Annotated in this window: 22 protein-coding genes and 1 pseudogene; 14 read left to right on the top strand and 9 right to left on the bottom strand. The window is 59.1% G+C overall.

The window, feature by feature from the left end; genetic code table 11:
- The first annotated feature begins 83 nt into the window (after window positions 1-83).
- On the top strand, window positions 84-827 hold the full coding sequence (locus ACV8MC_RS12595) for a phosphatase PAP2 family protein (protein ID WP_457265433.1): 744 nt from the start codon (window positions 84-86) through the stop codon (window positions 825-827).
- Window positions 828-1,017: 190 nt separating this feature from the next.
- Here ACV8MC_RS12595 and groL read toward each other — a convergent pair whose 3' ends face one another.
- From groL to ACV8MC_RS12575, 4 genes are all read right to left on the bottom strand, one after another.
- On the bottom strand, window positions 1,018-2,664 hold the full coding sequence (gene groL / locus ACV8MC_RS12590; protein WP_016773419.1) for a chaperonin GroEL: 1,647 nt from the start codon (window positions 2,662-2,664) through the stop codon (window positions 1,018-1,020).
- Between the two features lie 50 nt (window positions 2,665-2,714).
- Complete coding sequence (locus ACV8MC_RS12585) at window positions 2,715-3,008, bottom strand: co-chaperone GroES (RefSeq protein ID WP_007916610.1); 294 nt, start codon at window positions 3,006-3,008, stop codon at window positions 2,715-2,717.
- Window positions 3,009-3,267: 259 nt separating this feature from the next.
- The gene (locus tag ACV8MC_RS12580) at window positions 3,268-3,744 is read right to left on the bottom strand and encodes an FxsA family protein (protein ID WP_016773418.1); all 477 of its coding nucleotides are present in this window, start codon (window positions 3,742-3,744) and stop codon (window positions 3,268-3,270) included.
- A 71-nt stretch (window positions 3,745-3,815) separates the two neighbouring features.
- On the bottom strand, window positions 3,816-4,541 hold the full coding sequence (locus tag ACV8MC_RS12575) for a HugZ family pyridoxamine 5'-phosphate oxidase (RefSeq protein WP_457265431.1): 726 nt from the start codon (window positions 4,539-4,541) through the stop codon (window positions 3,816-3,818).
- 163 nt (window positions 4,542-4,704) lie between these two features.
- On the opposite strand from ACV8MC_RS12575, the gene ACV8MC_RS12570 reads away from it, so the two are divergent.
- The gene (locus tag ACV8MC_RS12570) at window positions 4,705-5,463 is read left to right on the top strand and encodes an SDR family oxidoreductase (RefSeq protein ID WP_053123391.1); all 759 of its coding nucleotides are present in this window, start codon (window positions 4,705-4,707) and stop codon (window positions 5,461-5,463) included.
- A 138-nt stretch (window positions 5,464-5,601) separates the two neighbouring features.
- Window positions 5,602-5,679 (top strand): hypothetical protein, encoded by a 78-nt coding sequence (locus ACV8MC_RS12565; protein ID WP_457265551.1) that lies wholly within the window; start codon window positions 5,602-5,604, stop codon window positions 5,677-5,679.
- 2 nt (window positions 5,680-5,681) lie between these two features.
- On the opposite strand, the pseudogene apbC reads toward ACV8MC_RS12565, so the two are convergent.
- Window positions 5,682-6,683 (bottom strand): annotated as a pseudogene (gene apbC / locus ACV8MC_RS12560) (iron-sulfur cluster carrier protein ApbC); the annotation flags it as partial.
- Window positions 6,684-7,003: 320 nt separating this feature from the next.
- On the opposite strand from apbC, the gene metG reads away from it, so the two are divergent.
- The 8 genes from metG to ACV8MC_RS12520 all read left to right on the top strand — a co-directional run bounded on the left by metG (window position 7,004) and on the right by ACV8MC_RS12520 (window position 13,812).
- Window positions 7,004-9,055, top strand: a complete 2,052-nt coding sequence (gene metG / locus ACV8MC_RS12555) for a methionine--tRNA ligase (protein WP_095181794.1) — start codon at window positions 7,004-7,006, stop codon at window positions 9,053-9,055.
- 114 nt (window positions 9,056-9,169) lie between these two features.
- Window positions 9,170-9,739 carry an Rnf-Nqr domain containing protein gene (locus ACV8MC_RS12550; protein ID WP_325717560.1) on the top strand — a complete coding sequence of 190 codons (570 nt, stop codon included), beginning with the start codon at window positions 9,170-9,172 and terminating at the stop codon, window positions 9,737-9,739.
- Complete coding sequence (gene rsxB / locus ACV8MC_RS12545; RefSeq protein ID WP_457265428.1) at window positions 9,736-10,740, top strand: electron transport complex subunit RsxB; 1,005 nt, start codon at window positions 9,736-9,738, stop codon at window positions 10,738-10,740. The genes ACV8MC_RS12550 and rsxB overlap by 4 nt, the downstream gene beginning before the upstream one ends.
- On the top strand, window positions 10,727-11,719 hold the full coding sequence (locus ACV8MC_RS12540; protein ID WP_310218124.1) for an RnfABCDGE type electron transport complex subunit D: 993 nt from the start codon (window positions 10,727-10,729) through the stop codon (window positions 11,717-11,719). Before rsxB ends, ACV8MC_RS12540 begins: the two co-directional genes overlap by 14 nt.
- The gene (locus tag ACV8MC_RS12535; RefSeq protein ID WP_457265426.1) at window positions 11,716-12,321 is read left to right on the top strand and encodes an RnfABCDGE type electron transport complex subunit G; all 606 of its coding nucleotides are present in this window, start codon (window positions 11,716-11,718) and stop codon (window positions 12,319-12,321) included. Before ACV8MC_RS12540 ends, ACV8MC_RS12535 begins: the two co-directional genes overlap by 4 nt.
- Complete coding sequence (locus tag ACV8MC_RS12530; RefSeq protein ID WP_457265424.1) at window positions 12,318-12,890, top strand: Rnf-Nqr domain containing protein; 573 nt, start codon at window positions 12,318-12,320, stop codon at window positions 12,888-12,890. Before ACV8MC_RS12535 ends, ACV8MC_RS12530 begins: the two co-directional genes overlap by 4 nt.
- Window positions 12,887-13,525, top strand: a complete 639-nt coding sequence (gene nth, locus ACV8MC_RS12525; protein WP_016773410.1) for an endonuclease III — start codon at window positions 12,887-12,889, stop codon at window positions 13,523-13,525. The genes ACV8MC_RS12530 and nth overlap by 4 nt, the downstream gene beginning before the upstream one ends.
- A 107-nt stretch (window positions 13,526-13,632) precedes the next feature.
- Window positions 13,633-13,812, top strand: coding sequence for a PA3496 family putative envelope integrity protein (locus ACV8MC_RS12520; RefSeq protein WP_041479865.1), 180 nt, complete (start codon window positions 13,633-13,635; stop codon window positions 13,810-13,812).
- Between the two features lie 88 nt (window positions 13,813-13,900).
- Here ACV8MC_RS12520 and ACV8MC_RS12515 read toward each other — a convergent pair whose 3' ends face one another.
- Window positions 13,901-14,527, bottom strand: a complete 627-nt coding sequence (locus ACV8MC_RS12515; RefSeq protein ID WP_016773408.1) for a response regulator transcription factor — start codon at window positions 14,525-14,527, stop codon at window positions 13,901-13,903.
- A 466-nt stretch (window positions 14,528-14,993) separates the two neighbouring features.
- Between ACV8MC_RS12515 and ACV8MC_RS12510 the strand changes: the two genes are divergently transcribed.
- A complete protein-coding gene (locus tag ACV8MC_RS12510) occupies window positions 14,994-15,695 on the top strand; it encodes a hypothetical protein (protein ID WP_095181788.1) in 702 nt (233 codons plus the stop codon).
- Between the two features lie 115 nt (window positions 15,696-15,810).
- Here ACV8MC_RS12510 and ACV8MC_RS12505 read toward each other — a convergent pair whose 3' ends face one another.
- Both ACV8MC_RS12505 and ACV8MC_RS12500 read right to left on the bottom strand, forming a co-directional pair.
- On the bottom strand, window positions 15,811-17,028 hold the full coding sequence (locus ACV8MC_RS12505; RefSeq protein ID WP_007953201.1) for an argininosuccinate synthase: 1,218 nt from the start codon (window positions 17,026-17,028) through the stop codon (window positions 15,811-15,813).
- 129 nt (window positions 17,029-17,157) lie between these two features.
- Window positions 17,158-18,072, bottom strand: coding sequence for a flagellar protein MotY (locus tag ACV8MC_RS12500; RefSeq protein ID WP_150637377.1), 915 nt, complete (start codon window positions 18,070-18,072; stop codon window positions 17,158-17,160).
- A gap of 160 nt (window positions 18,073-18,232) precedes the next feature.
- Here ACV8MC_RS12500 and pyrC point away from each other — a divergent pair, with 160 nt between their 5' ends.
- Both pyrC and rnt read left to right on the top strand, forming a co-directional pair.
- Window positions 18,233-19,279: a dihydroorotase gene (gene pyrC, locus ACV8MC_RS12495; RefSeq protein ID WP_016773405.1), complete on the top strand. Its 1,047-nt coding sequence runs from the start codon at window positions 18,233-18,235 to the stop codon at window positions 19,277-19,279.
- Entirely contained in the window at window positions 19,276-19,953 is a 678-nt protein-coding gene (rnt, locus tag ACV8MC_RS12490) for a ribonuclease T (RefSeq protein ID WP_041479868.1), read from the top strand. Before pyrC ends, rnt begins: the two co-directional genes overlap by 4 nt.
- A gap of 74 nt (window positions 19,954-20,027) precedes the next feature.
- On the opposite strand, the gene ACV8MC_RS12485 is transcribed toward rnt, so the two are convergent.
- Window positions 20,028-20,630: a peroxiredoxin gene (locus tag ACV8MC_RS12485; RefSeq protein WP_003227723.1), complete on the bottom strand. Its 603-nt coding sequence runs from the start codon at window positions 20,628-20,630 to the stop codon at window positions 20,028-20,030.
- Between the last annotated feature and the right edge of the window lie 23 nt (window positions 20,631-20,653).

Raw genomic sequence — 20,653 nt, 5'->3', positions numbered from 1 at the left:
CGGTTAACAAATCGCCGACGCCAGCGCGCGCAGACTCCGCGCGATTACGCTCTCTCCTCCGTTCATCGACCAAGGAACCTGCCATGGTGTCGACCTCTGCCCTTCCCGCTTCAAGACCGCTGAACTGGTGGTTGTGTCTGGGCATTCCCGCAGCGGCGGCGATCATTCTGCTGTTGCTCGAACTGACCGATCTGGACATAGTTCTGGCGCAGATGTTCTACGACCCGGTCGCGGGGGATTTCATCGGGCGGCACAGCTATGTGCTTGAAGACATCCTGCATGACCGGGCAAAACAGTTGGTGATCGGCTTCTCGGTGTTTGCCATTCTGGGTTTCATCGGCGCGTTTTTCATCGAACGGCTGAAACCGTTCAAGCGCGAACTGGGCTGCCTGGTGCTGTCGCTGGGGCTGGCGACTTCATTTGTCACTCCGGTCAAAGCCGTCACCGCTGTGCAGTGCCCATGGAGCCTGGAGCAATTCGGCGGCCACGAGACCTACAGCAAACTCATGGAACATCGCCCCGCCACGGACAAGCCGGGACGTTGCTGGCCGGGTGGCCATGCGGCGACCGGGTTCACCCTGTTTGCACTGTTCTTCGTGCTGCGCGACCGCCGTCCACGACTGGCGCGGCAGGCGTTTGTGTTCGCCTTTGCGCTGGGTTCGGTGTTCTCGATCAGTCGCATGATGCAAGGCGCGCACTTCTTTTCGCACAACGTGTGGACGGCGATTTTCTGCTGGCTGATTTGCCTGGGGGCTTATTACTGGGTGCTGTATCGCCCGGCTGGCAAGACTTCGACGGCGATGAACACACAGCCGATCAATGCCTGAAATAAAGCACCTGTGGGAGCGAGCCTGCTCGCGAATTGTCGGCTCAACTGGCTTGCATGTCGGATGACAGACCGCTTTCGCGAGCAGGCTCGCTCCCACAGGGGGATACCAGTGAGCTTCGAAATTGGGGTAATAAAAAACCCCGCTGACTTTCGCCAGCGGGGTTTTGCGTTACAGGGCCAGGGTTGGCTTACATCATGCCGCCCATGCCACCCATGCCGCCCATGTCTGGCATACCGCCGCCAGCTGCACCTTCTTTCTTCGGTGCGTCGGCAACCGCTGCTTCGGTGGTCAGGATCAGACCGCCGATCGAGGCTGCAGCTTGCAGAGCCGAACGGGTTACCTTGGTTGGGTCCAGGATGCCCATTTCGATCATGTCGCCGTATTCGCCGGAAGCAGCGTTGTAACCGAAGTTACCTTTGCCGTTCTTCACTTCGTTGACGACGACGCTTGGCTCGTCACCGGAGTTGGCAGCGATCTGACGCAGCGGCGCTTCAACAGCGCGACGCAGCACAGCGATACCGACGTTCTGGTCAGCGTTGTCGCCGGTCAGCTCGGTCAGTGCTTCCAGAGCACGGATCAGCGCCACGCCACCGCCAGGTACCACGCCTTCTTCAACGGCTGCGCGGGTTGCGTGCAGGGCGTCTTCAACGCGGGCTTTCTTCTCTTTCATTTCAACTTCGGAACCAGCGCCAACCTTGATCACTGCAACGCCGCCGGACAGCTTGGCCAGACGCTCTTGCAGTTTTTCACGGTCGTAGTCCGAGGAAGTTTCGGCAACCTGGGCGCGGATCTGGGCGATACGGCCTTCGATGTCTGCCTGCACGCCAGCACCGTCAACGATGATGGTGTTTTCCTTGGACAGGGTTACGCGCTTGGCGTTACCCAGGTGCTCCAGGGTGGTGCTTTCCAGGCTCAGACCGATCTCTTCGGAGATAACGGTACCGCCGGTCAGAACAGCGATGTCCTGCAGCATGGCCTTGCGACGGTCGCCGAAGCCCGGTGCCTTGACGGCAGCGACTTTGACGATGCCACGCATGTTGTTCACAACCAGAGTCGCCAGGGCTTCGCCTTCAACGTCTTCGGCCACGATCAGCAGTGGACGGCCGGCTTTGGCAACGGCTTCCAGCACTGGCAGCATTTCGCGGATGTTCGAGATCTTCTTGTCGACCAGCAGGATCAGCGGGCCGTCGAGCTCGGCAACCATGGTGTCCGGCTTGTTGACGAAGTATGGCGACAGGTAGCCACGGTCGAACTGCATGCCTTCTACAACCGACAGTTCGTTTTCCAGGCCCGAGCCTTCTTCGACGGTGATCACGCCTTCTTTACCGACTTTTTCCATGGCTTCGGCAATGATGTCGCCGATGGAGTTGTCGGAGTTGGCCGAGATGGTGCCGACCTGAGCGATGGCTTTGAAGTCAGCGCATGGCTTGGACAGGGCTTTGAGCTCTTTGACAATGGCGATGGTCGCCTTGTCGATGCCGCGCTTCAGGTCCATCGGGTTCATGCCGGCAGCGACGGCTTTCAGGCCTTCGTTGACGATCGACTGAGCCAGAACGGTAGCGGTGGTAGTACCGTCACCAGCGTCATCGTTGGCACGGGAGGCAACGTCTTTGACCAGCTGCGCGCCCATGTTTTCGAAGCGGTCATCCAGTTCGATTTCTTTGGCGACGGAAACGCCGTCCTTGGTGATGGTCGGAGCGCCGAAGCTCTTCTCGATAACCACGTTACGGCCTTTCGGGCCCAGGGTCGCTTTTACCGCGTCAGCCAGAACGTTGACGCCTTTGAGCATCTTGGTGCGGGCGGCATCGCCGAACTTAACTTCTTTAGCAGCCATGATCGATATTCCTTAAATACTTTGTAGTAACGGGAAAATGAACGGGAGTATCAGCCTTCGATAACCGCGAGAATTTCGTTCTCGCTCATTACCAGCAGGTCTTCGCCATCGACTTTCACAGTGTTGCTGCCGGAGTAAGGACCGAACACAACCTTGTCGCCTTCCTTCACGGACAGTGCACGCACTTCACCGTTTTCCAGAGCTTTGCCCGGGCCTACAGCGAGAATCACACCGTGGTTGGCTTTTTCAGCAGCCGAACCTGGCAGGACGATACCGCCAGCGGTTTTCTTTTCTTCTTCGCTGCGACGGATGACGACGCGGTCATGCAGAGGACGAAGCTTCATTGTCGATCTCTCCTAATTGTGGTTTTCATCGGCCGGTGTAGTCCCGGCGGGTTTAACGAATCCGGCCTGCGCCGGTTGCGGTCCGTCGAGCGAACCGCGCAAGTCTGTCCGGTTTGAATACCGGAAACCTTTCGGTGACCGATACATAGGGGCGTACAAGCCGATTACAAGGGCTGGCGGAAAAAATTTTTCATCGCCACACCGTAAAAAAGCGCCATAAACGAGCACGGCACCCGAGGGTGCCGTGTCGATGCTGATATCACTTGTTGTCGCGGTGTTCGAACTCGCCTTCGATCACATTCGGCTCTCGACCGAGCGGCTCGCGCGGGGCCGGGCCGCCACGGGGTTGCAGGTCGTCGGCGAAGGCGCGCTGACGCATGGCCTGATCTTCGGCGCGCTGGCGCATCTTGTTCGCCAGCAGACGACGGGTGACTGGCAACAGCATCACCAGACCGACGACGTCACTGATGAAGCCGGGAATGATCAACAGGCCACCAGCCAGTGCCAGCATCAGGCCTTCGAGCATGGTCTGCGCGGGCAACTCGCCGCGATTCAGGCTTTCCCGGGCACGCAATGCGGTGGCCAGACCGGCGACGCGCAGCACGAACACACCGAACATCGAGCCGAGAATGATCAGCAGCAGGGCCGGGAAGAACCCGATAGAGCCTGCCACTTTGACGAATACGAACAGCTCCAGCACTGGAAACAGCAGAAAGAGCAACAGAAAAGGGCGCATCAAAGTTTCCTCAACGCAAGAAATGCCTTGCAGTAAGCCCTAGATGACGTCGCCCTTGCGTGAATTCAAGCTTAACTTTGCGCTTTTTTCGGCCAGGACTGGGCGTGAGCCAGAGAAACCAAGGCCTCGCGCACTTGTGTCGGCGTATTACATGGCGCCGCGAAGGGCAACCAGTAGATGGCCTGACCGATGCGCAGGTGCATGCCCTCGCTGTCGATGCCGGCCAGTTGCGCCGGCGTGCTGTTGGGCAGCCCGGCCAGCTCGACGTAATGGGCGATGGCTTTGGCATGGTCGCTGTTCATGTGCTCGACCATGCTGATTTCAGCCTTGCCGGCGAACGGGTTGGCCAGGGTCAGATCGTCGATCCAGTGAATCGCGCCAAACCCGCCGATGTAGCGATGGCGCACCGGATTGAGCACCCAGAAATCGAAATCGTGGGCCTGGTGATAATTCTGCGAGTCGGGGAAATAGCGGTAGTAGCGTTCGACGGCAGCGTCGATGGCTGCCGGTTCTGCGAGCTTCTGCGCTTCGGCCAGATAAGTCAGCCGCCCGACCGCCTGCACATCGTCGGCCTCGCGCTCGCCCACCAGCATCGAACACTTCGGATCTTTCTGCAGGTTATGCGTGTGCTGGGCGATGCGGCTGATCAGGATCAGCGGCCGGCCTTGCTCGTCCAGGCAATACGGCACAACCGAGCCAAAGGGAAAACCCGGCATCGATTTGGAGTGGGTCGACAGCACTCCTCGGTATTCCTTGAGAAGCAATTCTCGGGCATTCTTCGCCACTTCAGCGCTCAATTTGTGACTCCTTAAATGGGTTCCGTCTAGAAAACGGACAGGCGCGCAGCGAAAAGTAACCGGCGCGCATCGGGCAAATGTTCGTGTGCTACCAGGCCTGACCGGTGCCGATCGAGCGTTGCCGACAACAAAAACAACTCAGACCTGCCAGCGGGACATGCGAATGCAACTCAACGACAAAGTAATCATTATCACCGGCGGTTGCCAGGGTTTGGGCCGTTCCATGGCCGAGTATTTCGCCGGCAAGGGCGCGAAACTGGCCCTGGTCGATCTGAATCAGGAAAAACTCGACGACGCCGTGGCCGCCTGTAAAGCCAAGGGTGTCGAAGCGCGCAGCTACCTGTGCAACGTCGCCAATGAAGAACAGGTCGAGCACATGGTCGCGCAAGTGGCCGCAGACTTCGGCGCCATCCACGGCCTGATCAACAACGCAGGCATTTTGCGCGATGGTCTGCTGTTGAAGGTCAAGGACGGTGAGATGACCAAGATGAGCCTGGCCCAGTGGCAGGCGGTGATCGACGTCAACCTGACCGGCGTGTTCCTCTGCACCCGTGAAGTCGCGGCGAAGATGGTCGAGCTGAAGAACAGCGGCGCGATCATCAATATTTCCTCGATCTCCCGCGCAGGCAACGTCGGCCAGACCAACTATTCCGCAGCCAAGGCCGGCGTCGCAGCGGCGACCGTGACCTGGGCGAAGGAGCTGGCGCGTTACGGCATTCGCGTCGCGGGCATCGCACCGGGCTTCATCGAAACCGAAATGACTTTGGGCATGAAACCGGAAGCGCTGGAGAAGATGACGTCGGGGATTCCGCTCAAGCGCATGGGCAAGCCCGAAGAGATTGCCCATTCGGCGGCGTATATCTTCGAGAACGACTACTACACCGGGCGGATTCTGGAGATGGATGGCGGGTTGCGGATCTGACTGCCAACACAAAACAACTGTGGGAGCGAGCCTGCTCGCGAAAGCGGTGGGTCAGCCAACATCTTCGTTGACTGACACTCCCTCTTCGCGAGCAGGCTCGCTCCCACATTTCATCCAGCGTTTATTCAATCGTCGCTGATGGTGATATTCGGCATCGCCGGCGTGGCCGCTTCCTGCAAGACAATACGCGCGCCGACGTGGCGGGCCAGTTCCTGATAAACCATGGCGATCTGGCTGTCCGGCTCGGCGATCACGGTTGGCTTGCCGCCATCGGCCTGTTCGCGGATCAGCATCGACAGCGGCAGCGAGGCCAGCAGTTCGACGCCGTACTGGGTCGCCAGTTTCTCGCCACCACCTTCACCGAACAGATGCTCGGCATGCCCGCAGTTCGAGCAGATGTGCACGGCCATGTTTTCCACCACGCCCAGCACCGGAATGTTGACCTTGCGGAACATTTCCACGCCTTTGCGTGCGTCGAGCAGTGCCAGATCCTGCGGCGTGGTGACGATCACCGCACCCGCCACCGGGACTTTCTGCGCCAGGGTCAGCTGGATGTCGCCGGTGCCTGGTGGCATGTCGATGACCAGATAATCCAGATCGCCCCACGCGGTTTGCGTAACCAACTGCAGCAGCGCCCCGGAAACCATCGGCCCGCGCCAGACCATCGGCGTGTTGTCGTCGGTCAGGAAGGCCATCGACATGACTTCCACGCCGTGGGCCTTGAGCGGCACGAACCACTTCTGATCCTTGACCTCAGGACGGGTGCGCTCGGGAATGCCGAACATGATGCCCTGGCTCGGGCCGTATATATCGGCGTCGAGGATGCCGACTTTGGCGCCTTCGCGGGCCAGCGCCAGCGCGAGATTGGCAGCGGTGGTGGATTTGCCCACGCCGCCCTTGCCGGAAGCGACGGCGACGACGTTCTTGACGTTGGCCAGCCCGGGAATCTGCGCCTGGGCCTTGTGCGCGGCGATCACGCTGGTGACCTCGACGCGGGCGATGACCACGCCGTCGAGGTTTTCGATGGCCAGTTGCAGCAATTGCGCCCAGCCACTCTTGAACAGACCGGCGGCGTAGCCGATTTCCAGCTGCACATTGACGCGGTCACCGATGATCTCGATGTTTTTCACGCACCCGGCGCTGACCGGGTCCTGGTTCAGGTAAGGGTCGGTGTATTGGCTGAGGACGGCTTCCACCGCTGCGCGAGTGACGGCGCTCATGGGCAACTCCGATAACAAGACTGGAAAAGATGGCGGCTATCGTACGCTGGACACCGATTTGAGGCGAACAGATTACTTGCGCTGAAAAGCCACTGTGGTGAGGGGATTTATCCCCGTTGGGTGGCGAAGCCGCCCCAAAACCTGCGCACCCGGTACATCAGGAGCTGCGTGTGTAACGATTTCCACGACTGCTGCGCAGCCGAACGGGGATAAATCCCCTCGCCACAAGAACACTCAAAGTACCCAGTGGCGCAGGGGTGAAAAATATGCGCCGGCGCTTTATAGTGGCCGACCTCCGTTTCATCAAGTAGCGAAGCCCCATGTCCGAGCCACGCAAGATCCTCGTCACCAGCGCCCTGCCCTACGCCAATGGTTCGATTCACCTTGGCCACATGCTGGAATACATCCAGACCGATATGTGGGTGCGCTTCCAGAAGCATCGCGGCAACCAATGCATTTATGTCTGCGCCGACGACGCCCACGGTTCGGCGATCATGCTGCGCGCGGAAAAGGAAGGCATCACCCCGGAACAACTGATCGCCAACGTGCAGGCTGAACACAGCGCCGACTTTGCCGACTTCCTTGTCGATTTCGACAATTTCCACTCCACTCACGCCGAAGAAAACCGTGAGCTGTCGAGCCAGATCTACCTCAAGCTGCGTGACGCCGGGCACATCGCCCAGCGCTCGATCACCCAGTATTTCGACCCGGAAAAGAAAATGTTCCTGGCCGACCGCTTCATCAAGGGCACCTGCCCGAAATGCGGCACTGAAGACCAGTACGGTGACAACTGCGAAAAATGCGGTGCGACCTACGCGCCGACCGATCTGAAGGATCCGAAGTCGGCGATCTCCGGCGCCACCCCGGTGCTCAAGGATTCCCAGCACTTCTTCTTCAAGCTGCCGGACTTCCAGGAAATGCTACAGGCCTGGACCCGCAGCGGCACCCTGCAAGACGCCGTGGCCAACAAGATCGCCGAATGGCTGGATGCCGGCCTGCAGCAGTGGGACATTTCCCGCGATGCGCCGTACTTCGGCTTCGAGATCCCGGGCGAGCCGGGCAAGTATTTCTACGTCTGGCTGGATGCGCCGATCGGTTACATGGCCAGCTTCAAGAACCTCTGCAACCGTACGCCGGAGCTGGACTTCGACGCGTTCTGGGGCAAGGACTCAACCGCCGAGCTGTATCACTTCATCGGCAAGGACATCGTCAATTTCCACGCGCTGTTCTGGCCAGCCATGCTCGAAGGCGCCGGCTACCGCAAGCCGACCGGCATCAACGTGCACGGCTACCTGACCGTCAACGGCCAGAAAATGTCCAAGTCGCGCGGCACCTTCATCAAGGCCCGCACTTATCTGGATCATCTGTCGCCGGAATACCTGCGCTACTACTACGCGGCCAAGCTTGGCCGTGGCGTCGATGACCTCGACCTGAACCTCGAAGACTTCGTGCAGAAGGTAAACTCCGACCTGGTCGGCAAAGTGGTCAACATCGCCAGCCGTTGCGCCGGGTTTATCCACAAGGGCAACGGCGGCCTGCTGGTCGACAACAATGCCGCGCCGGAGCTGACCGAGGCTTTCCTCGCCGCCGCGCCGAGCATTGCCGACGCCTACGAGGCCCGCGACTTCGCCCGCGCCATGCGTGAAACCATGGCCCTGGCTGACCGTGCCAATGCGTGGATCGCCGACAAGGCGCCGTGGTCGCTAAACAAGCAGGAAGGCAAGCAGGATGAAGTCCAGGCGATCTGCGCCACCGGCATCAACCTGTTCCGCCAGTTGGTGATCTTCCTCAAACCGGTACTGCCGCTGCTGGCCGCAGATGCCGAGGCGTTCCTCAACGTCGCGCCGCTGACCTGGAATGACCACACCACCCTGCTGGCTAATCACCAGCTCAACGAATTCAAGCCGTTGATGACCCGCATCGACCCGGTAAAAGTGCAAGCCATGACCGACGCATCGAAAGAAGACCTGACCGCCAGCCAGACCGACACTGGCGAAGCCAAGCCTGCGGGCAACGGCGAACTGGCCAAGGATCCGCTGTCGCCGGAAATCGATTTCGACGCCTTTGCCGCCATCGATTTGCGCGTCGCTTTGATCGTCAAGGCCGAACACGTCGAAGGCGCCGACAAGCTGCTGCGCCTGACCCTCGACATCGGTGACGAGCAACGCAACGTGTTCTCCGGGATCAAGAGCGCCTACCCGGACCCGTCCAAGCTCGACGGTCGCCTGACCATGATGATCGCCAACCTCAAGCCACGGAAAATGAAGTTCGGTATTTCCGAAGGCATGGTGATGGCGGCGGGCCCTGGTGGTGAAGAGATTTACCTGCTGAGCCCGGACAGCGGCGCCAAGCCGGGTCAGCGCATCAAGTAAGAGGTTGCCGTAAAACGATCCCACCGACGTGCTCTGCATGCCGGTGGGATTTTTCATATCTGGCCCGATAGTGCCTACCCTTAAGAGACACCCGCCCGTTTCGCTGGCAGAACCATGACCGAACTCGTGTTAACGCTGATCAGTGCTGCGCTGCTCAACAACTTCGTGTTGCACTGGCCGCTGGGCGTCGCTCCGCTGCTGGCGGGCAGCCGACGCCAGGTCCATGCGCTGGGGTTGGCGACGTTGTGCCTGATGGTGGTGGTCGGCGTTATCGGTCAGGCGATCTGGCAGTGGATACTGCTGCCGTTGCAGCTTGAAGCGCTGCGCCTGTTCGTGTTTCTGCCATTGAGTGTGTTGTTGATCGCGCCGTTGCTGAAACTGCTGGCGCGCGGCCTGCCCGATTGGCCGTTCGCTGGATTGTGGCCGCTGCTGCTGGGCAATGCCGGGGTACTCGGGCTGGCCTTGATCAATGCGCAAAACGATCATGGCCTGCTGCACGCGACAGCTTTGAGTCTGGGTGCAGGGCTGGGTTTCTGGCTGGTGCTGAGCGTGTTCTGCGACCTGCGCGAGCGCACGGTCGACAACGATATTCCCCTGCCCTTTCGCGGCCTGCCGATCGATCTGATCAGCGCCGGACTGGTCGCAGTGATTTTTCTCGGATTCAGTGGATTGATCAAAACATGAGTCTGATTCAACGCATCGATGCCCTGCTGCCGCAGACCCAATGCGGCAAGTGCGGCCATCCCGGATGCAAACCCTATGCGCAAGGCATTGTTGACGGTGAGCCGATCAACAAGTGCCCGCCGGGCGGCGAGGAGACTATCGCTGCGCTGGCCGAGCTGTTGAAAATACCGGTCCTGGAACTGGACATCAGCCGTGGCCCGGCACCGCCGCAAATCGCCTTTATCCGCGAGGCCGAATGCATCGGCTGCACCAAGTGCATTCAGGCCTGCCCGGTCGACGCCATCGTCGGCGCGGCAAAACTCATGCACACGGTGCTGATCGACGAGTGCACCGGTTGTGATCTGTGCGTTGCGCCGTGCCCTGTCGACTGCATCGAAATGCATCCTTTGCCTGCGAACACGATACCAGTGGTTGGCGGTCTCGCATTCGATCTCGAAGAACAGCGCGCCCGCGCTGAAAAGCGTGACCATGCGCGCCAGCGTTTCGAGCGCCGCAACCAGCGCTTGTTGCATGAAGAACAGCAAAAGCAGGCTGAACGTGAAGCGCGAGCCGCGCGTGCGGCACAACCGCAAGTATCGACCGCCGACCCGGTGCAGGCTGCGCTGGAGCGGGTGCGTGCACAAAAAGCCGCGAACGCTGATGCGGCGCTGAAGAAGGCCAAGGTCGATGTGGCGATGAGTCGAGCGCAACTGCACAAATCGCTGAAAGCCTTCGGTCACCCGCCGACGTTCGAGCAGCAGTCGCAATTGATCGTCCTGCAGCAACAATTCGAAGCCGCCGAGCAAGCGCTGGCGAACCTGGAAAGCAGCCAACCGGCAATTCCCGCCGTTCCCGCAACTACCAACGACGCCGAACTGAAGCGAGCCAAGATCCAGTTGGCCATGCGCCGCGCCGAGTTGAAAAAGGCTCAGGCAGCGGAGGCTGCGCCGGAGCAGATCGCAGCACTGGAGCAAGCCGTGAGTGACGCCGAGCGCCGGGTGCAAGACCATGCCGCCCCTTGAGCCAGTGGACGATCGCCTGCAACAGGCGATGAACACCGTGCTGCTGGCCGCTGTGCCGGGTCTGCTCGCTTTATTCTGGCTGTATGGCTGGGGCGTGTTGATCAACCTTTCCCTGGCGGTTGTCAGTGCTTTGCTCGTCGAAGCGGGCGTCGCCTGTCTGCGTCGGCAAGCGGTGCAAGCGGTGCAAGCGGCAATGCTTGATGGCAGCGCGCTGGTCAGTGCGATGTTGCTGACCGCCGCGCTGCCGGCTTATTGCCCTTGGTGGCTGACGGTCATTGCGACCGCTTCAGGTCTGTTGTTCGGCAAACATCTGTATGGCGGCGTCGGCAAAAACCCGTTCAACCCGGCGATGCTTGGCTTTGTCCTGAGCATGGTGCTGTTCCCGCAAGCGATGACCCATTGGCCCGCTCATGGCCTGGATTCTCTTGCGGCGCTGCAACAGGTTTTCAGTCCAGCGCAGGCGCCGGACGCTTGGGTGCAAGCCACGGCACTCGACAGTTTGCGCATCAATAAAAGCCTGACCATGCAGGAGCTGTTCGCCAGCAACCCGGCCTTCGGCCGTTTCGGCGGGCGCGGTGTGGAATGGGTGAATCTGGCGTTTCTGCTCGGCGGCCTGTGGCTGTTGCAGCGGCGGATCTTTTCCTGGCACGCACCGCTGGGGATGCTCGCCAGTCTGTTCGTCATCAGCCTGTTGTGCTGGAACGGCTCGGGGTCGGATTCCCATGGTTCGCCGCTGTTTCACCTGCTCAGCGGCGCGACCATGCTCGGGGCATTTTTTATTGTGACCGAGCCGGTGTCCGGCGCGAAAAGCGCCCTTGCCCGCCTGCTGTTCGGTGTTGGCGTCGGCCTGCTGACTTATCTGATTCGCACGTGGGGTGGTTACCCGGACGGCGTCGCGTTTGCGGTATTGCTGATGAATCTTCTGGTGCCGGCACTCGAACGCTTCGCCCTCAGCCGCCAGTCGAAGGTGAACGCGTGAATCGCTCAGCGAGTGTCGCGACGGTGGTGCTGCTGGCACTCGTTGGCGTGAGTGCGACATACGTGTTGCAGCGCAGCAGTGCACCGCAGATTGCCAGCGAGCAGCGCTTGCTCGACAGCCGAAAATTGCTTGATGTCATGCCTGCCGCGCTCTACGACAATCAGCCGCTGGAGCAACCGCTGACGCTCGCCGAGCCTGCTTTGCGCCATAGCACGCTGTCAGGCGGCTATCGAGCGACCCGCTCCGGACAGACAGTTGCGGTGCTGTTGCGCAGTCGCAGTGAAGGTTACGCAGGTACTCTGGAACTGCTGATTGCCATTGATGCTAATGGCAAACTTTTAGGCGTGAAAACCCTTGAGCAGCGCGAAACGCCAGGATTGGGTGGTTACATCGGTGCATGGCCGAATGCCTGGCTTCAGGCCTTCATCGGCAAATCCCGTACTGAGCCCACAGACGCCGGCTGGGCGCTGAAAAAGGATCAGGGGGAGTTCGATCAAATCGCTGGCGCGACCATTACCTCCCGTGCCGCCATTGACGCAATTCATGACGCACTGCGTTATTTCGATGAGCATCGGGCGCTGCTGTTGGGGACTGGCCCATGAAGCGCACGGTGAATTTATTGATGCTGGTGCCCCTACTGGGCGCCACACCAACATTCAGCGCTGCACTGGGGATAACCTTGATGCTCAGCGCGGTACTCGGTGTATTTGCCGTCTGCATGTCGCCGCTACGCGAGCGCCTCACGGGCACCCGTGCCTTGCTCGCCAGCCTGATACTTGCTGCGACGTTGACCAGTTGCGCGGATATTGTGGCGCAACGCTGGTTTTTGCCATGGCAGCAGACGTCTGAGCTCTACATAGGGCTGATCGCCTTGCACTGCGTCGTGTTTGAATACCACGGTGCCTTCCGCGAGCCCGTCGCTGTCAGCTTCAAACGCTGCGCAATGTTCGGCGCGCTCATGCTGGTAGTCGGCGGGCTGCGCGAGATCATCGGTTATGGCAGCCTTGGCCGAGGCCTTTCGGAGCATTGGCCAGGTCTGGTTTTGTTCCCCGAAGGGCTGCGTCTGATTACGCTGGTTCCCGGCGCTTTGGTTTTACTGGGCCTGCTTCTCGCCGCCCGTCAGGCGTGGACACGCCGCAATTCTGTCATCAAGGAAACGCATCGCCCATGAATGCTGCAAAACGTCTTGAGATATTTCGCCGACTGCACGAAGACAATCCCGAGCCGAAAACCGAACTGGCCTACTCTTCGCCGTTCGAGCTGCTGATTGCGGTGATTCTTTCGGCGCAGTCCACCGATGTCGGCGTCAACAAGGCGACCGCCAAACTCTTTCCCGTCGCCAATACACCCGCCGCGATTCATGCGCTGGGTGTCGAGGGGCTGTCCGAGTACATCAAGACCATCGGCCTCTACAACAGCAAGGCGAAAAACGTCATTGAAACCTGCCGTTTGCTGGTTGAGCGTCATGGCGGTGAAGTCCCGCAAACCCGGGAAGAACTGGAAGCCTTGCCGGGCGTCGGGCGCAAGACCGCCAACGTGGTGCTCAACACCGCTTTCCGCCAATTGACCATGGCGGTCGACACGCACATTTTTCGCGTCAGCAATCGCACCGGCATCGCGCCGGGGAAAAATGTGGTGGAAGTAGAAATGAAGTTGATGAAGTTTGTACCGAAAGAATTCCTGCTCGACTCTCATCACTGGCTGATTTTGCACGGTCGTTATGTTTGCCTGGCGCGTAAACCGCGCTGCGGCAGCTGCCGCATCGAAGATCTATGCGAATACAAACATAAAACTTCTGACGATTGAGCGGTCATCGGTTTTTCGCATCCATCGATTGAAAAAATCTTTTTTACCCGCCGCAGTAATGTCGATATAAGGAGCGCCAAAGGCAGTCTTAGCCGGGAGTTGACTTCATGAGTACCGACACAGAGCAACTGGATGTAGAAGAGGATCTTATTGCCACCGACGCCGATGAGGTCGAACCGGTGGTTGAAGTGGCCAAGACCAACCTTAGCAAGCGTCGCACAATCGACAACCTGCTTGAGGAGCGCCGACTGCAAAGGCAATTGGCCGACTACGATTATGATCTGTGATATCTGAAGGCCTCCCTAGACGGAGGCTTTTCATTTTCTGCGACAACCGAGCTTGATCGGCCCATGACGTTCTCAGCTGTCGAATCGTTCAAACCAGGCCGTTGCGCTGCGCCAGCTCGATCAGATCAACCAGAGAACGCGCATTGAGTTTCAGCAACAGGCGAGTCTTGTAGGTACTTACAGTCTTGTTGCTTAAAAACATGCCATCGGCGATTTCCTTGTTGGTCTTGCCGCGCGCCAACTGCTGCAACACCATCATTTCCCGCCCGGACAGACGATCAACCATGTCCGCTTCACTCGCATTGCCCAGACTGGTGCGCACGGTGTGCAGCGCCTGATTGGGAAAATAACTGTAGCCGGACAGTACTGCCTTGATCGCACTGAGCAATTCGGTCAGATCCTGCTGTTTGCACACGTAGCCCGCTGCGCCCGATTGCATGCAACGCATTGAAAAATGCCCGGGAGCCTGGGAAGTCAGCACCAGCACTTTCACCGGCATGGCAGTGGAGGTCAGGCGCGCAATAACTTCCAGCCCGTCGAGTTTGGGTATTCCAATATCCAGGATGACAAGATCGGGTATTTGTTCACGAGCAATTTGTAGTGCATCAACGCCATTATCCGTTTCTGCAATGACTTCGTAGCCATGCCGTTCCATCAGCATACGTACCGCAAGTCGAATGACGGGGTGGTCATCCACGATCAGCACTTTATTCATGGGCAAGTCCAGTTTTCGCTGTTCGAATTTTTAGAACACGCACGATATCCCAGTCACTTGCTTCAAGGCATGGCAACTTTTACACGCATTTGCATCCAGAGACATTCCCTACAGGCATTGAGGATAATTCCCACAAATTCGCTGCCCTTGCCCCATTGCAACCGCCTTCCGATCTTTCATACACCGGCGGAGTTTGATCTTCATGCAGTCGAGTCCTACGCCATGGTGGGTCGTTGGAAAACTTCAACAGGCGCAATTACGAACCTTCATACACGATGATTTACCTGTCAAATTGGCCTTGGGCAAGCACTGGGACATACGACGTAACGAACCGACACAACCACCTGTTCGACACAACATCGTTGATTCTATAAAACTTTAGTTAACAGCCGCGCACTTACACAAGCGCCTTTACTATCGCTGAAACAACCAACTTAAACTAGACAAACCATGTAGAAGCAAAACAATGCTAAAGATAAAAAACAAAATCACCAACCCCATGACAGTCATCGCCATATTTGCAATTCTTTCGGAAACCTCGGCGGCGGTATCGTTACCATTTCTCGATAACAAGGACCGGGAAATTTACGTCTGGTTTCTGATCAGTTTCCCCTTTTACTTGTTATTCCTGTTCTTTATCACTCTCAACTTCAATCATCGCTCGCTTTACTCGCCTTCAGACTTCGGCAAAGACAAAAGCTTTTTGAAAACCACTCAAAATAACCAGAGGGACGAATCCTTTCGCGAAGCAGGCGAGCGTTGTGCTTTTGAGCTGACCAGTTGCATCGTGTCGGGTAAAACCGGGCCAGGCCGAGTGCCGATTCCCTGCAGAGTTCACAACGCGCCGGACCCACCGCTCGGTCCACGCGACCCATCCCATCCGGTTATGCAGAATATCAAGCTGTCACCCTGGGTAAGTGAACTGAACATCATTGACGCAAGAGAAGTTGATGCAGCGAAGGAATTCGATGCCATCTTCGAAACGCTAAAAGGCGTCGATAAAAAGCACGCGCGGGTTCTCGTATTTCTTTGTAATCATGCGTCGGACGCGCTTGCCCACTCCGCATTGCAACAGATCAGGCAGGCCAAGAAAGGCTCAGGAGCCACACTGTGCATCGTATATAACCTGTGTTCGCAGACGGTGACATTACTGGGACGAACCAGTTGAACCGGGTCAAGACTGCGCGCAGATACACGAGGGAGCCTGATGAACCAGAAAAAAAAGATAAAAAAAGGCGGCCCTCAACAGGCCGCCTTTTTTATTGCGCGTCGGTCTGAGCCACTCAGAACAACTTGCGGCCCTTGTTGGCAGCAATGCGCATGCGCAGCGCGTTGAGCTTGATGAAGCCCGCCGCATCCGCCTGATTGTAAGCACCGCCATCTTCTTCGAAGGTGGCGATGTTGGCGTCGAACAGCGAATCGTCGGACTTGCGGCCGGTGACGATGACGTTGCCCTTGTACAGCTTCAGGCGCACTACGCCGTTCACGTTGACCTGCGAAGCGTCGATCATCTGTTGCAGCATCAGACGCTCAGGGCTCCACCAGTAGCCGGTGTAGATCAGGCTGGCGTACTTGGGCATCAGCTCGTCTTTGAGGTGAGCGACTTCGCGGTCCAGAGTGATCGATTCGATGGCGCGGTGAGCGCGCAGCATGATGGTGCCACCCGGGGTCTCGTAGCAGCCACGGGACTTCATGCCGACGTAACGGTTTTCGACGATGTCGAGACGACCGATGCCGTGCTCGCCGCCGATCTTGTTCAGCGTCGCCAGTACGGTGGCCGGGGTCATTTCGACGCCGTCCAGCGCGACGATGTCGCCGTTGCGGTAAGTCAGTTCCAGGTATTGCGGGGTGTCGGGAGCCTTCTCCGGGGAGACGGTCCAGCGCCACATGTCTTCTTCGTGCTCGGTCCAGGTGTCTTCCAGCACGCCGCCTTCATAGGAGATGTGCAGCAGGTTGGCGTCCATCGAGTACGGGGATTTTTTCTTGCCGTGGCGTTCGATCGGGATCGCGTGCTTCTCGGCGTAGTCCATCAGCTTCTCGCGCGACAGCAGGTCCCACTCGCGCCAAGGGGCGATCACTTTCACGCCTGGCTTGAGCGCGTAGGCGCCCAGTTCGAAGCGCACCTGGTCGTTGCCCTTGCCGGTGGCGCCATGGGAAATGGCGTCGGCGCCGGTTTCGTTGGCGATTTCGATCAGGCGCTTGGCGATCAGCGGACGGGCGATGGAGGTACCCAGCAGGTACTCGCCTTCGTAAACGGTGTTGGCGCGGAACATCGGGAACACGAAATCACGCACGAACTCTTCGCGCAGATCGTCGATGTAGATTTCTTTGACGCCCATGGCCTGAGCCTTGGCGCGGGCCGGCTCGACCTCTTCGCCTTGACCGAGATCGGCGGTGAAAGTCACCACTTCACAGTTATAAGTATCCTGCAGCCACTTGAGGATCACCGAAGTGTCCAGGCCGCCGGAATACGCCAGAACGACCTTGTTTACGTCCGCCATGCCATCACTCCACGGGGTTCTACGGAAAGCCGGGGAGTCTACCGCTCAAACGCGATAATTTACAGAGGCGCGACAGCTTAAGACGACAAAGCGACAGAATCTGTCGAGAGCGCGACGATGACCGGCGAGTCAGGAAGTCGCTGCGGCGGTGGCTGGCGTACTCGCTTGCGGCGCTGGCGCAGGAGCTGTGGTCGGAGCCGCACGCGACAGTTTCACATTGACCCGGCGATTCTTCGCACGATTGGCTTTGCTGGTGTTCGGCACGATCGGATACTGCTCGCCGTGGAAACGCACGGTGATCTGCGATTCCTGAATGCCGTTGGCCTTGAAGAAATCGACTACCGCCAGCGCGCGGCGGCGCGACAATTCGCGGTTGGTCAGGCGATTGCCGCTGTTGTCGGAATGGCCGTCGAGGTCAATGTGGTTCACCGTCGGGTCGGCCTTCATGTATTCGAGCATCACTTGCAGCTTGGCCTTGGCAGCCGGGTCCAGCTCAACGCCTTCGCCGGGGAAGCCGATCTGCGACTGCTTGATCTGGTCGAAATTCTGCGGCAGCAATTTCGCCACGCAGCCTTGATAGTCGTTGAACGCCTTGCTGAATTTCACCGGCAACAAACGCACTTCCGACACCCGGCCATCGCCAGACGCACGGCGAACTACCGGGCTGCGGCCGTCCAGCAGACCGCTGATCAGCCCACCGGCCTGGGATTGCGAGCTGTTGAACAACACATTGCCGCTGCCCAGCCGTACCGAGCCCAGATTGATGTCGCCGCGCCCCGGCTGCCACGGTGCAGCGGCAGCGAGCAACGTCGCCGAGCCGCCACCAAGCATGGCGTTGTAGGCGTTCAGGCGAAAGATCGCCTGCTCACCGGCCTTGCGCACGAATTCGCCCGAGCCGAAATCAGTGATCGGTTGCGTCAGGCGGCATTCGAACTTGTCGCCGGCGACCGTCCACTCAATGTTCTCCAGACGGGTCTGGTAAGTCAGCGCCATCGCGGGAAGGCTGGCAAACACACTGAGCAGGGCTAAATAACGCTGGCGCACGGGAGGCTCCATTGGCTTGTGAAACACAAACACCGATTCACACAATGTTTACGGCATACCTTCGGGATATCGGACGCTTGTGGCAAAACTTGATAGCGGGTGCCTGCAAGAGTCTTTTCCGGTAGCATTCGCCTCAGTTTGACCCGCCTGGAATCCCCTCATGTCCGACCGCCTGACCCTGCTGCGTCCCGACGACTGGCACATTCATCTTCGCGATGGTGCCGTGTTGACCAATACCGTTGCCGATGTGGCCCGCACCTTCGGGCGCGCGATCATCATGCCGAACCTGGTACCGCCGGTGCGCAACGCCGCTGAAGCCGACGGCTATCGTCAGCGCATTCTCGCTGCCCGCCCGGCCGGCAGTCAGTTCGAGCCGTTGATGGTGCTGTACCTCACCGACCGCACCCAACCGGAAGAAATTCGTCAGGCCAAGGCCAGCGGTTTCGTCTACGCCGCCAAGCTCTATCCGGCCGGCGCGACCACCAATTCCGATTCCGGCGTGACCAGCATCGACAAGATCTTCCCGGCGCTGGAAGCCATGGCCGAAGTCGGCATGCCGCTGTTGATCCACGGTGAAGTCACCCGTGGCGACGTCGATGTGTTCGACCGCGAAAAAATCTTCATCGATGAGCACATGCGCCGCGTGGTCGAGCGCTTCCCGACGCTGAAAGTGGTGTTCGAGCACATCACCACCGGTGACGCCGTGCAATTCGTCAACGAGGCTTCGGCCAACGTCGGCGCGACCATCACCGCGCATCACCTGCTGTACAACCGTAACCACATGCTGGTGGGCGGGATTCGGCCACACTTTTATTGCTTGCCGATCCTCAAGCGCAACACCCATCAGGAAGCCTTGCTCGATGCCGCCACCAGCGGCAGCGCCAAGTTCTTCCTCGGCACCGACTCGGCGCCCCACGCCCAGCACGCCAAGGAAGCCGCCTGCGGTTGCGCCGGTTGCTATACCGCCTACGCCGCCATCGAGATGTATGCCGAAGCGTTTGAACAGCGTAATGCGCTGGACAAGCTCGAAGCCTTCGCCAGCCTCAACGGCCCGCGTTTCTACGGCCTGCCGGCAAACACCGATCGCATCACCCTGGTTCGCGAAGAATGGACTGCCCCAACCAGCCTGCCATTTGGCGAGCTGACCGTTATCCCGCTGCGCGCCGGTGAAAAACTGCGCTGGCGCCTGCTGGAGGAACACGCGTGAGTGAAGAGCATTTCGACGATGAGCTGGACGGTCAAAGTGGTGGCGGCGGTTCCCGTCACCCGATGGCAGCGCGTTTTCGCGGCTACCTGCCGGTTGTCGTCGACGTAGAAACCGGTGGCTTCAACGCAGCCACCGATGCCCTGCTGGAGATTGCCGCGACCACCATCGCCATGGATGAAAAGGGTTTCGTGTACCCGGATCACACCTACTTCTTCCGCGTCGAGCCATTCGAAGGTGCGAACGTTGAAGCGGCAGCGCTGGAGTTCACCGGGATCAAGCTCGATCATCCGCTGCGCATGGCCGTCAGCGAAGAAACCGCGCTGACCGACATCTTCCGTGGCATCCGCAAGGCGCTCAAAGCCAACGGCTGCAAGCGGGCAATTCTGGTCGGACACAACAGCAGTTTCGACCTGGGCTTCCTCAACGCCGCAGTTGCGCGTCTGGATATGAAGCGCAACCCGTTCCACCCGTTCTCCAGTTTCGACACCGCGACCCTGGCGGGTCTGGCGTATGGTCAGACCGTGCTGGCGAAAGCCTGTCAGGCCGCCGGCATCGATTTCGACGGGCGTGAAGCGCACTCGGCGCGTTACGACACCGAAAAGACCGCTGAGCTGTTCTGCGGCATCGTCAATCGCTGGAAGCAGATGGGCGGCTGGGAAGACTTCGACGACTGATCCTCGTCGAGCAAATCCCGCGCATGAAAAAACCGGCCACGTGGGCCGGTTTTTTTGTACCTCGACGTTGCGCCTTACAGGGCCGCAGCGTTCTCGGTCAGGTAAGCCGCAACGCCTTCCGGCGAAGCGTTCATGCCTTTGTCGCCTTTCTTCCAGTTGGCCGGGCAGACTTCGCCGTGCTCTTCGTGGAATTGCAGCGCGTCGACCAGACGGATCAGCTCTTCCATGTTACGGCCCAGCGGCAGGTCGTTGATGATCTGCGAGCGAACCACGCCTTTGTCGTCGATCAGGAACGCGCCACGGAAAGCCACGCCGCCTTCGGATTCAACGTCGTATGCCTTGGCGATGTCGTGCTTCATGTCGGCAGCCATGGTGTATTTCACCTGGCCGATGCCGCCATTGTTCACTGGAGTGTTGCGCCAGGCGTTGTGGGTGAAGTGCGAGTCGATCGACACAGCGATCACTTCAACGTTGCGCGCCTTGAAGTCAGCCATGCGGTTGTCCAGAGCGATCAGCTCGGACGGGCAGACGAAGGTGAAGTCCAGCGGGTAGAAGAACACCAGGCCGTATTTGCCTTTGATGGCCGAGGACAGGGTGAAGCTGTCAACGATCTCGCCATTGCCGAGTACGGCCGGGACGGTGAAGTCTGGGGCTTGTTTGCCTACGAGTACGCTCATTGATATCTCCTGGTGTAGAAACT

Source organism: Pseudomonas sp. PK-RTE-24 (genome assembly GCF_054052265.1).
This window is presented reverse-complemented; position numbering and strand designations above follow the sequence as displayed.